At 55.6% G+C, this 11,544-nt stretch carries 12 protein-coding genes and 1 pseudogene; 2 read left to right on the top strand and 11 right to left on the bottom strand.

Annotation, left to right across the window (positions count from 1 at the left end):
* The 9 genes and pseudogenes from rhsC to ACJHWK_RS22090 all read right to left on the bottom strand — a co-directional run.
* Positions 1 to 1,053 (bottom strand): annotated as a pseudogene (rhsC, locus tag ACJHWK_RS22130) (rhs element protein RhsC); the annotation flags it as partial.
* Between the two features lie 202 nt (positions 1,054 to 1,255).
* Entirely contained in the window at positions 1,256 to 1,657 is a 402-nt protein-coding gene (gene nikR, locus ACJHWK_RS22125; protein ID WP_001190062.1) for a nickel-responsive transcriptional regulator NikR, read from the bottom strand.
* A gap of 4 nt (positions 1,658 to 1,661) precedes the next feature.
* Positions 1,662 to 2,468, bottom strand: coding sequence for a nickel import ATP-binding protein NikE (gene nikE / locus ACJHWK_RS22120; protein WP_001521512.1), 807 nt, complete (start codon positions 2,466 to 2,468; stop codon positions 1,662 to 1,664).
* Positions 2,465 to 3,229, bottom strand: a complete 765-nt coding sequence (nikD, locus tag ACJHWK_RS22115; protein ID WP_001136198.1) for a nickel import ATP-binding protein NikD — start codon at positions 3,227 to 3,229, stop codon at positions 2,465 to 2,467. The genes nikE and nikD overlap by 4 nt, the downstream gene beginning before the upstream one ends.
* A complete protein-coding gene (nikC, locus tag ACJHWK_RS22110) occupies positions 3,229 to 4,062 on the bottom strand; it encodes a nickel ABC transporter permease subunit NikC (RefSeq protein WP_001008963.1) in 834 nt (277 codons plus the stop codon). The genes nikD and nikC overlap by 1 nt, the downstream gene beginning before the upstream one ends.
* A complete protein-coding gene (gene nikB / locus ACJHWK_RS22105; RefSeq protein ID WP_000947068.1) occupies positions 4,059 to 5,003 on the bottom strand; it encodes a nickel ABC transporter permease subunit NikB in 945 nt (314 codons plus the stop codon). The genes nikC and nikB overlap by 4 nt, the downstream gene beginning before the upstream one ends.
* The gene (gene nikA / locus ACJHWK_RS22100; RefSeq protein WP_000493127.1) at positions 5,003 to 6,577 is read right to left on the bottom strand and encodes a nickel ABC transporter substrate-binding protein; all 1,575 of its coding nucleotides are present in this window, start codon (positions 6,575 to 6,577) and stop codon (positions 5,003 to 5,005) included. The genes nikB and nikA overlap by 1 nt, the downstream gene beginning before the upstream one ends.
* A gap of 110 nt (positions 6,578 to 6,687) precedes the next feature.
* The gene (gene acpT, locus ACJHWK_RS22095; protein ID WP_000285789.1) at positions 6,688 to 7,275 is read right to left on the bottom strand and encodes a 4'-phosphopantetheinyl transferase AcpT; all 588 of its coding nucleotides are present in this window, start codon (positions 7,273 to 7,275) and stop codon (positions 6,688 to 6,690) included.
* A gap of 54 nt (positions 7,276 to 7,329) precedes the next feature.
* A complete protein-coding gene (locus ACJHWK_RS22090) occupies positions 7,330 to 8,379 on the bottom strand; it encodes an AI-2E family transporter (protein WP_001590841.1) in 1,050 nt (349 codons plus the stop codon).
* 131 nt (positions 8,380 to 8,510) lie between these two features.
* On the opposite strand from ACJHWK_RS22090, the gene ACJHWK_RS22085 reads away from it, so the two are divergent.
* Positions 8,511 to 9,728 carry an MFS transporter gene (locus tag ACJHWK_RS22085; RefSeq protein WP_001309018.1) on the top strand — a complete coding sequence of 406 codons (1,218 nt, stop codon included), beginning with the start codon at positions 8,511 to 8,513 and terminating at the stop codon, positions 9,726 to 9,728.
* A 3-nt stretch (positions 9,729 to 9,731) separates the two neighbouring features.
* Here ACJHWK_RS22085 and dcrB read toward each other — a convergent pair whose 3' ends face one another.
* Positions 9,732 to 10,289 carry a phage sensitivity protein DcrB gene (gene dcrB, locus ACJHWK_RS22080; protein ID WP_001245295.1) on the bottom strand — a complete coding sequence of 186 codons (558 nt, stop codon included), beginning with the start codon at positions 10,287 to 10,289 and terminating at the stop codon, positions 9,732 to 9,734.
* Between the two features lie 72 nt (positions 10,290 to 10,361).
* Positions 10,362 to 11,027, bottom strand: a complete 666-nt coding sequence (locus tag ACJHWK_RS22075) for a 7-cyano-7-deazaguanine/7-aminomethyl-7-deazaguanine transporter (RefSeq protein ID WP_001100467.1) — start codon at positions 11,025 to 11,027, stop codon at positions 10,362 to 10,364.
* 220 nt (positions 11,028 to 11,247) lie between these two features.
* On the opposite strand from ACJHWK_RS22075, the gene tusA reads away from it, so the two are divergent.
* Positions 11,248 to 11,493, top strand: coding sequence for a sulfurtransferase TusA (gene tusA, locus ACJHWK_RS22070; RefSeq protein WP_000130615.1), 246 nt, complete (start codon positions 11,248 to 11,250; stop codon positions 11,491 to 11,493).
* Positions 11,494 to 11,544 lie beyond the last annotated feature (51 nt).

The following is an 11,544-nucleotide window of genomic DNA, read 5'->3' as shown; positions in this document are numbered from 1 at the left end:
CGACCGGCCCGTGTGACGGTGCGCCACCATCCGGCCCCGGTATTTATCATCGTAAGTAAAGCTGCGCACCTGTGTATTGCTGCGGTCATACACCGCCGCCAGTTCGCCGCGTGGCGTCCAGCCATAGCGCACCAGCGGCGCGGCAGGTAAATTCTCCGGGTATTCCGGGTCGTGCGTCAGCCACACGGCAGACAGACGGATGCCGTTGTCCCGGCCATATTCGGTGTAACCCGGCAGGGTATCAGGAAAAGCGGACGGTTCCGTCCCGCCGGAAGAGGCCTGCTGCCGGGCTTCTTCTGCCCGCTGCGCCTGCGTGGTCAGTACCAGCCGGAAGTGACGCCCGGCACCATCCGTCACGCCGGTGATTTCGCCGCCAGCCTCACGGTGGAACGTCTGTGTGCGCCCGAAGCGGTCCACCAGCCCGGTCAGTACCCGGTACGGCGGCAGCGGCGCAGGCAGCACCTCATCCGCCTCCGGCACCCGCTCACACCAGCCGAGTACCCACCACGGCCCCTGCGGACTGTTCGTCGCCAGATAACGATGCGGACTCAGGCGAAGCTCTTCCGGCAGCGCCTGCCAGAGTGCGGCCAGCCGGTGACCTTCATCCAGTTTCGCCACGCCGCCGCGCACCAGCCAGAGTGACTCGCTGCGGCTGTAACCGTCCTCACCGGGAAACAGGTGCTCAAAATACAGGCTTCTGCCGCCGTTATCACTGAGTATCAGTGTGTTATCGCGCAGCTGTAAGCGGATATCCGCAGGCATTTTCCAGCCGGGGCCGAGGTTCCCCACCGGCGCGGGCGTTTTTGTCCGGTAACTGCTGTAGGTGCGGGAGAGGATGAACGGCAGCGGGCCGGGCAGGGCAAGGTCGGTTTCGCCGGGAAGGACCTTCGCGCCGAGCAGCGGATTGACCGGATGGCCGGACGTCACCCCGCCGGGGCACACCGAACAGGCCACGCCGGTGGGGGCACCGATGCGCACCCCGGCTGAACCCTGGACAATGCTACCGCCATACTGCGTCATGTCGCCCTGACGCGCCGCCGGTTTTCCGCTCATCGTAAAATCCTTTTCTATTATTTTAATGACAGTATCTTCATACGAAAAAACGAAGAAAAACTTGTGGTCACAATGAATTGAAGGTTTTTAGGAATATATTTAGAACGTTACAAAAGAGAAGGTTCGGATAGGGTATTTAGAGAGGAATCAGGTGTGCTAGTGGCCCTTTGTTGATCGTTCACCAAAGGACCCAATAATAGGCTTAATCTTCCTTCGGCAAGCACTGCAAATGCCCGTGCCGCACGCCGCGCTGGGCGATAACGTCATCGGCAAAATGCTGCACGTCACCCATGTCACCTTTCAACACGGCGATTTCCAGACAGTCGTCGTGATTGATGTGGACATGTAGCGTCGCGACGGAGAGATCGTGGTGATGGTGCTGGGTGGAGACAATACGGCTGGCTAAGTCGCGTTTTTCGTGTTCATACACATACGACAGCACCGCGAAACCTTGTGTGCCGTGCTGCTGAGTGGCCTCTTGCGCCAGGGCGCTACGCAGAATATCGCGGATAGCTTCGGAACGGTTGTTATAGCCACGACGCTGGCTCAGGCTGTCCAGCGTCTCCAGTAAATCGTCATCAAGCGTGATGGTAACTCGTTGCATAGACTTAAACCTTTTCTGTGGCGCGACGGCGCACGGGGTATGCGGGTAATACCGCGTTTTGTAGCACACGTCCGGCGTCAGAGGAAAAGGTTAATTTATCTCCCACCACCTGGGTTTCGACGATTTGCCCGTTGTCCATCACCATCACTCGCTGGCAAAAGCGTTCCACCAGGCGTAAGTCATGAGTGATGAACAGGCAGGCAGTGCCAAACTGTTGTTGTAGCTTTTTCAGCAGGCGAATGACGCCCGCCTGTAACACGAGATCAAGGTTAGAAACGGCTTCATCCAGAATCAGCAGTTTCGGTTCGACCGCCAACGCGCGTGCCAGGCAGACGCGCTGGAGCTGGCCGCCGCTTAACTGCGGTGGGCGCTTGTCGAGCACGCTGTCATCGAGATCGACCGCCTTCAGCATTTCGCTGGCGCGCGCCAGTTGTTCGGCTTTTTTCAGCGATAGCAGGTGGCGCATCGGTTCACGCAGGATCTCGCGCACGGTTTTGCGCGGATTCACGGCACTGATGGAGTCCTGAAACACCATCTGAATATCACGGCGGAAGGCTTTACGTTGGGCGCGATTAAGTTTCGCCAGCGATTCGCCGCGCCAGCTAATATTCCCTTGTGAGGGAGACTCTAAGCCTACCAGCAGCCGCGCGAGGGTGCTTTTTCCGCAGCCGCTGCGTCCCAGCAGGGCGACGGTTTCACCGCTTTTCAGGGTCAGGGAAACGTTATTCAGTACCGCCTGATGCTGATGTTTTCCGCTAAATCCACCGTGCGCATAGTGATGTGAAAGGTCGCAGACGTTAAGTAAAGTCATGATGCCAGCTCCATACCGTAGAGGGCGAGATGAGCGGAAACCAGGCTGCGCGTCACCGTATGTTTGGGGGCGTTAAACAGCGTTTCTACATCGCCCTGTTCGACAATTTTACCGTGTGACATCACCGCCACGTCATCCGCCAGACGCGCCACAACGCCCATATCATGGGTGACCAGCAGCATTCCCGGTGCTTGTTTTTGCATAATGCTTTCCAGCAGATCGAGGATGCGCGCCTGTGCTACCACGTCGAGGTCGGTGGTCGGTTCATCGGCGATGATAAACGGCGATTCACACAACACCGCCATCGCAATCATCATGCGCTGCAACATGCCGCCGCTCATCTCGAACGGGTACAGCTTCAACACGCGCGCGGCGTTTTCCAACCCCACCGCTTCTATGGCAGCGGTAAGCGTAGCGTCATCGGCGGGTTTCCCCAGCGCCAGGCAGGTTTCACGCGCGTGGGTGTGCATGGTGTGTAGCGGATTAAAGGCGCTGCGCGGGTTCTGCATGATGGTGGCAATTTTGATGCCGCGCAGGGCACAGGGAGAAACCGGTTTGCCATCGGCTAAAATTTCCCCCGCCGTCTGGCGAACGCCTGCGGGCAGAATGCCCAGCGTCGCGGCGCAGGTCAGTGATTTCCCGCTGCCGCTACCGCCGACTAACGCCAGCACACGCCCGCGTTTAAGGGTTAACGATACGCCGTGCACCAGCGGCTGCGCGGCCTGTAGCGCGATATCGCGCAGTTCAATCTGTTGCGGCATCAGTGTGCGTGCTCCGTCACCAGATGAGGATCCAGATGATCGCGCAGTGCGTCACCCACCAGGTTAAAGGCCATCACGCTGATAAACAGCGCCAGCCCCGGCCAGAACATTTGCAGCGGCTGGGTCCAGATATACTGACGCGCGTCGTTAATCATCACGCCCCATTCGGCGGTCGGCGCGGTCACGCCGAGGCCGAGGAAGGACATCCCCGCGACGTGGAGCATCATATGACCAATATCCAGCGTCGCCAGCACCAGCAGCGAGGGGATCACCGCGCCTGCCAGATGATCGACAAACACCCGCACATGGCCCGCGCCGGAAAGCCGTGACGCCAGCACAAACTCGCGCTGGCGTAGCGAAATCACCAGGCTGCGCACCATGCGCGCATACCACGCCCAGTGCGACAGGGCGATGGCGATAATCACGTTGGTCAACCCGGTGCCGAGTACGCCGACCATAAAGAACGACAGAATCGACGTCGGGAAGGTCATAAACATATCCGCGACGCGCATGGTGGCCTGATCAACGCGCCCGCCAATCAGCCCGGCGCTGCCGCCAATAACTAGCCCTAATGTCAGCACCAGCAGCAGGCAGGCCATTACCGAGCCGAGCGACACGCGGGTCGCCGCCATCAGCCGCGAGAAAATATCGCGCCCTAAATGATCGGTACCCAGCCAGTGCTGCGCATCCGGTGAAAGCAGGCGCGACGGCAGATCAATCGCCTGTGGGTCATACGGCAGCCACCACTGGCTGGTGAGCGCAATCAGCGCCAGCAGGGCGATAATGATCAGCGCCAGGCGTACCGACCAGCGGGAAGAGAGGAAAAAGTTCACGCGTGGGCTCCTTCATGACGACGAATGCGCGGGTCCAGCGCGGCGTTGAGCAAATCAACAATCAAATTACAGACCACAAAAACCACCACCATCATCAGCGTAAAGCACTGGATCACCGGATAGTCACGGTTAAAAATCGCCGACACCGCATAGCGCCCGACGCCCGGCCAGGCAAAGATGTTTTCGATAATCATCGTCCCGCCAATCAGTTCGCCAATGTGCATCCCCACGGCGGTGATCATCGGCAGCGAGGCATTGCGCAGAATATGACGACGCTCGGTCTGTTTGTCATTCAGGCCGCGTAGCCGCGCCCAGGTGACGTGACGCTGACCGGCGACGTCCAGCATACTGGCGCGCAGCAGTCGCGCGTTAATCGCCAGCGACATAAAGGCAATGGAAACCGCAGGCAAAATGATGTGCTGCCAGCCGCCGTAGCCCATCGCGGGTAGCCATTGCAGATACACCGAAAACGCCATCACCAGTAAAAACGCCAGCCAGAAGTTAGGCATCGACACGCCGAGAAACGCGATGAAACGTACGGCGAAATCCGGCAGACGGTCGCGATGGCGCGCCGCCCAGATACCGAGCGGCACGGAAGTGAGCAGAATTAATACCAGCGCGGCACCTGCAAGTTCCAGCGTGGCGGGCAGGAAGTTCAGCATATCGTCCAGCACCGGGCGTTGGCTGGCGAATGAGATACCAAAGTCAAGATGCAGCGCCTTCCACAACCAGGTGCCGTACTGGACGTACAGCGGCTGATCCAGCCCCAGCATGGTGCGTGTAGAGGCCAGCATCTCCGGCGTCGGCGGCAGGTTAGACAGACGCAAATAATCAAGCGCCGGGTCGCCGGTGCCGAGGCGCAGCATCAGAAAAATGATCACCGAGGCGGCGAGCACCATCGGGATCAGCAGCAGAAAGCGGCGTAATACGTAACGCAACATTAAGGTTTCACCGGTTTAATCTGTTCGAACGGAATTTCGGTGGCGATCGGCGCGTAGGGGATGTTACCCAGCTCCGGTTTTGATACCACCATCATCGAGATGTAACTGATAGGCAGATAAACCGCCTCGTCATGCAGACGGGTCAGAATGTCGCGATACAGCGCCTGACGTTGCGTTTCGTCATGGGTTGCCAGCACTTCGCCGATCTCTTTATCAATCAGCGGCTTGTCGGCTAATCCTTGCTGTGCCTGGAAATCAGCGTGCGACGGTACGCGCATTGAACTCAGGAAGGCGTGTGGATCGTATGGCGCGCCCCAGGTGCGGTGGAAAATCATGCCAAAACGACCGTCGCGCTGACGAGCATAGATACTGCTCTCTTCTTCGCCAATCAGCGAGACATCTGCGCCAACCTGGCGCATATCAGCCTGAATGATTTCCGCCATCGATTTACTTAACGCATCGGTGCCGATGAACGACAGTTCAATGCGCAGCGGCTGACCATTTTTCTCGCGGATGTCTTTGCCCGCAGGCAACGTCCAACCGGCTTTTTCCAGCAACGCTTTCGCTTTCTGCGGATCGTACTGGCGCGGTTTCAGGCCGAGGTTGGCGTAGGGTACAGAAGGAGCAAACAGGGTGTCGGCGACCTGCTGGGTGCCATACAACGCGTTATCAATCAGCGATTTTTTGTTTACCGCGTAATTAAGAGCTTCACGTACGGCCAGCTCGTTGGTGGGGGCTTTGGCGGTATTGAGCGCCAGCATCACGGTTTCGATCGGCTGTGACAGTTGGGTGTGGTAAGCCGGGTTCTGGCTAAAGCGGGCGAAGGTATCGAGCGGTAATAACCCTTCGTTTCCGTACAGCAGGTCGATATCGCCAGTTTCAAACGCCACCGCGCGGGTAGTCGGGTCCGGGATCACGTTAAAGGTGATCTTTTTAATCGCTGGCTTTTCGCCCCAGTAGTTTTCGTTACGGACGAAGACATCGTACTGATTCAGTTTCGATTCCTGTAAAACCCACGGCCCGGTGCCAATCGGCGCTTTAATTCCGTTCATGGTTTCGTGGTTTTTAAACTGCGAGGGTGCGATAAAACGGAAAGGACGGGGCAGGGCCAGTTCTTGCAGGAAAGGATAGTAGGCGCTTTTCAGGGTGATTTGCAGCTCGTTTTTACTGAGTGCTTTGACATCAACAATCTGGTTTGCCAGCTCCAGCCAGGCGTGACGTTGACGGTTATCGAGCACTGCGCGGAAGTTTTCTGCCGCCGCCTCTGCATCAAACGGTTCGCCGTTGGAGAATTTCACGTCATCACGCAGGGTGAAGGTCCAGGTTTTGCCATCTTCAGAATGAGTCCAGCTTTTTGCCAGCCACGGGATCACCGAACCGTCTGCCTGATATTTCACCAATGGTTCATAAACCATGCTCTGGGCGAACATCTGGTTAGGCGTGTAAAGGTGCGGGTTTAGTGGCCCGACATTCACCGGCCAGGCGGTGGTGATTTCATCTGGTGCAGCGGCATGGACGATAAAAGACGCACAAGCCAGCAGCGCAAATAGAGTGCGGCGGAGTGTAGAGAACATGGTAACCCCAATGGATTAAAATAGATGGCGGAAATAAGTATGACGATTTTAAGTATTCGTCATACTGATTACCTGTTCTGGATCAATAGATGGGCAGTCGGGTGGGCGGATCAGTTAACTGAATCGATCCATTGCACACTGTCGGCGGTGAGCGTAAAGGGGGTAGGGGTGCAGATCGCCAGGCTTAAATTTTCCAGCTGACAATGGCTGACTGACAGCGAGGAGTTATAGGTGCTGTCTACGCTGACGATTTGCCAGGCGCTGCCGCCACGCTGTTTAACGATGGCTTCTTTGCGCGTCCAGATGCGCCAGAACATTTCCAGTTGCTGATCAGGATGCACGGCGTCCATCTCAGCGTGTTCCCCGAGGCTGAACACGGCGTTCGCCAGCCAGCGCCAGTTGGCGCGCGGGCGAATCACTTCGATATCGCAGCCGACTTCGCCTTCATCGCTCAACAGCAGGGCTATATCGTCACCGCTATGGCTTAAGTTGAACCATAGCGGCGTTTCCGGCGCGAATGCCGGTTTGCCTTGTTCGCCATAGATGATCTCCGGTAGCGGGGAAAGCGTGTGCGAAAGCAATGCACGCCCCGCCAGCCAGCGTTCACGTCGTGGACCTTGCGGTGCTTGCTCGCGTAAACCCGGTGGCAGAGGAGCTGCGCTTAAGGTCGAAACTTTCCCCAGAACTATCCGATACATATCAGGGCCAACGTTTAATGGAAAATGAAAGTGCGTATCGTAACACTTGTCGCCTCATCCCGGTAACCGACTTTTCGGTCTGCCTGGTCCCAGTAAAATCGCCAGTTTGCTACCGCCTTTGGTGGTTTCCATCCAGATTTTACACACGCTGGTTAATGGCACCGAAAGTAGCATCCCTACCGGGCCGAGCAGCCATCCCCAAATTAACAATGAAAGAAATACCACCATGGTGGACATCCCCAGGCGATGGCCCATCATCCGTGGTTCTAAAATATTGCCGATGACCATATGGACAACTAAAAACAATGCGCCGACCAGAATACATTCGTAAATACCATTAAACAGCAGCACCTGAATCATTGGCGGTACGGCGGAAATTACCGCGCCGATATTGGGCACGTAGTTGAGCAAAAACGCCAGTACTGCCCACATCAGCGCAAACTGCACCCCCATCAGCTCCAGCCCCAGCCAGACGATGACACCTGTCCATAAACTGAGTAACGTCTTTAACGCCAGATAATGCGAAACGCCTTTAAGTGCGCGGTGTAATCCCGCGATGTGAATCTGTGGGTTATTTAGCGCAAAACGCATTTTGTAAGGGACGTGGCGCACTTCAAACAGCATGAAAACTACGGTCATCACCAGCAAAAGCACGCTCGCCATTGCCCCGGAAAGCCCGGTCATTAGCGCCGTGGTGAAGGTAACCACTTTTTCCGAGTCCATCCGCTGCAGTATTCGCTCCGGCGATATATGCAAATTAAGAAAAGGCAACATCTCCTGCAATTTAAAAAGTTTGCGCGTCAGCTCCTTATTAAACTTCGGCAGCATAGAGATAAATTCGTTAAACGATGCCGCCAGTACGCCGACCAGCGCGGTGAGTGCGATCAGCATCACCACCACCACAATCGTAATGGCAACGGGGCGTTGTACTCCCCGACGAATAAACCAGGTAACGAGCGGGTTGAGGACGATGGCAAAAAACAGCGCCAGTAACAGCTGCACAATGATATCTGCCGCTGCGTGAATGCCCGCGAGGATCACTACCAGCGAGGCCAGCTTGAGCAGAATGTGCATGCCCGTTTTATCGGGTTGAGGGGTTTCCATTGGGGCTTCCTTGTGACTTTTTGTATTAAGTGTAGCGGGAGTCACGCCAGCAATATTCTGATTCTTACTGCTGATTTTCACGTCAGCACGTGGTAAAAATGAAACACTGTTGTAAAAATGTGGTGATCCTCATGCCCGAACCCGTAGCCGAACCCGCGCTAAACGGATTGCGCCTGAATTTGCGCATTGTCTCCATTGTCATGTTTAACTTCGCCAGCTACCTCACCATCGGGTTGCCGCTCGCTGTATTACCGGGCTATGTCCATGATGTGATGGGCTTTAGCGCTTTCTGGGCAGGATTGGTTATCAGCCTGCAATATTTCGCCACCTTGCTGAGCCGCCCTCATGCCGGACGTTACGCCGATTTGCTGGGACCCAAAAAGATTGTCGTCTTCGGTTTATGCGGCTGCTTTTTGAGCGGTCTGGGGTATCTGACGGCAGGATTAACCGCCAGTCTGCCCGTCATCAGCCTGTTATTACTGTGCCTGGGGCGCGTGATCCTTGGGATTGGGCAAAGTTTTGCCGGAACGGGATCGACCCTATGGGGCGTTGGCGTGGTTGGTTCGCTGCATATCGGGCGGGTGATTTCGTGGAACGGCATTGTCACTTACGGGGCGATGGCGATGGGTGCGCCGTTAGGTGTCGTGTTTTATCACTGGGGCGGCTTGCAGGCGTTAGCGTTAATCATCATGGGCGTGGCGCTGGTGGCCATTTTGTTGGCGATCCCGCGTCCGACGGTAAAAGCCAGTAAAGGCAAACCGCTGCCGTTTCGCGCGGTGCTTGGGCGCGTCTGGCTGTACGGCATGGCGCTGGCACTGGCTTCCGCCGGATTTGGCGTTATTGCCACCTTTATCACGCTGTTTTATGACGCTAAAGGTTGGGACGGTGCGGCTTTCGCGCTGACGCTGTTTAGCTGTGCGTTTGTCGGTACGCGTTTGTTATTCCCTAATGGCATTAACCGTATCGGCGGCTTAAACGTGGCGATGATTTGCTTTAGCGTTGAGATAATCGGCCTGCTATTGGTTGGCGTGGCGACTATGCCGTGGATGGCGAAAATCGGCGTCTTACTGGCGGGGGCAGGGTTTTCGCTGGTGTTCCCGGCATTGGGCGTAGTGGCGGTAAAAGCGGTTCCACAGCAAAATCAGGGGGCGGCGCTGGCAACCTACACCGTATTTATGGATTTATCGCTTGGCGTGACCGGACCACTGGCTGGGCTGGTGATGAGCTGGGCGGGCGTACCGGTGATTTATCTGGCGGCGGCGGGACTGGTCGCAATCGCGTTATTACTGACGTGGCGATTAAAAAAACGGCCTCCGGAACACGTCCCTGAGGCCGCCTCATCATCTTAAAACTTACTGAATAACCAGCGTATTAATGATGTTTTCTGCGGTGGTCTGCGCTTTTTGCTGATCGTCAGCGGGCAGCGTAATTTGCATGGTCAGCAGTTGATTACCCACGTTACCCAGAATAACGGAAGAGTACGCCGTCTGGCCTTTCGCGGAGATAATGCTGTCTAACTGCTGCATTTTGTGACCTTTCAGCTCAATGGCTTTATTGGTTACCACTTGCAGCTGCGGATCGCGACTACGTTGCTGATCTTCCAGACGCTTCGCCAGCACCGCCAGATCTTCTTTCGGGTCATCGCCCATGATGACGATGACTGCTTTCTGCCCGGTGGCGTCGGACCAGACATGCATGTTATTGGCCTGCGTTCCCAGCTTACCGCTCTGGTCGGTCATATCCGCTGGCAGCGAGAAACTTAACTTGCCATCAAGCAGGTTGACGGGATTCCCGGTAGCGTTACTTTCCGCGACCGAACCCTGCGCCGTAGCGTTAGTGTCTTTATCATCACAGGCCGCAAGCCCCATAACCAGCAGGCCAATTCCGACATATTTAACCAGATTGCGCATTGACTTCTTCCTTTCGATAAACGGCCATAACGGCTCATTCATCCATCTTATCACAACTCTGATAACGAACCTTTAACTCGCCTGCAAAGCGTTGATTTCAGATTTATCTGCCAGTCTTTTCAACAGCATATTGAGTAATACGCCATACATTGGCAGGAAGAAAACGATACTGATTAACACTTTGAAACAGTAATCGACCAGCGCGATTTCCATCCAGTGTTCAGCCATAAAGGCATCGGGGCTACGCCAGAAGGCAATGAAGAAGAAGGCCAGTGTGTCGCTGACGTTACCGAACAGTGTGGACGCTGTCGGTGCCAGCCACCAGCGGCGACTCTGACGCAGGCGGTTAAAAACGTGCACGTCGAGGATCTGGCCCAGCGCGTAGGCCATGAAACTGGCGGTGGCGATACGGGCGACAAACAGGTTGAAGTGAGCGAGTGCGCCGAATCCCTGCCAGGAGCCCATATAGAACAGCGACGAGATGACATAGGAGATCAGCAACGCCGGGATCATCACCGCAAAGATGATACGACGGGCCAGCGGTGCGCCAAAAATACGCACGGTCAGGTCGGTAGCAAGGAAAATAAACGGAAAGCTAAATGCGCCCCAGGTGGTATGGAAACCAAAAATGGAGACCGGAAGCTGAACCAGATAGTTACTGGAGGTGATCACCAGCAGATGAAATAACGACAACCAGAACAACGCCTTATAGCGTTGAGTTTGCGAGAAAACGTTCATATTGTACCTTTTTGATTAACCATTGGGGTGAGGGAACCCAATATGTACGACACGTCTGTTACCTTAACATAATAACGTGCTTACCCTTTTTTCGAGCCGCCGCATGATACTGCTTTACGTTGACAATGCAATGGTTGATTTTCACGCAATCGTTAACCTGGTTTGCTTACGGACTCACAGGGCGTAAACTAGCGCCGTTTTTTTATGTGATGAGAAGAAAATGACCGATCTCTTTTCCTGCCCTGACCACACACTCGACGCACTTGGCCTGCGCTGCCCGGAACCAGTAATGATGGTGCGCAAAACAGTGCGCAATATGCAGCCAGGTGAAACGTTGCTGATTATTGCTGACGATCCGGCGACGACCCGCGATATTCCTGGGTTTTGTACCTTTATGGAACACGAACTGGTTGCTAAAGAGACGGATGGACTGCCTTATCGTTATTTGATTCGTAAAGGCGGTTGATGGGGGAAGATTGGCTTCGATGCCGCCTTTTCCCCCTCACCCTAACCCTCT

Origin of the sequence: Escherichia sp. WS547, assembly GCF_046486065.1 — a bacterium.
Classification (GTDB): domain Bacteria; phylum Pseudomonadota; class Gammaproteobacteria; order Enterobacterales; family Enterobacteriaceae; genus Escherichia; species Escherichia coli.
The sequence above is the reverse complement of the archived record's forward strand: the minus strand, read 5'-3'. Positions and strand labels throughout refer to the sequence as shown.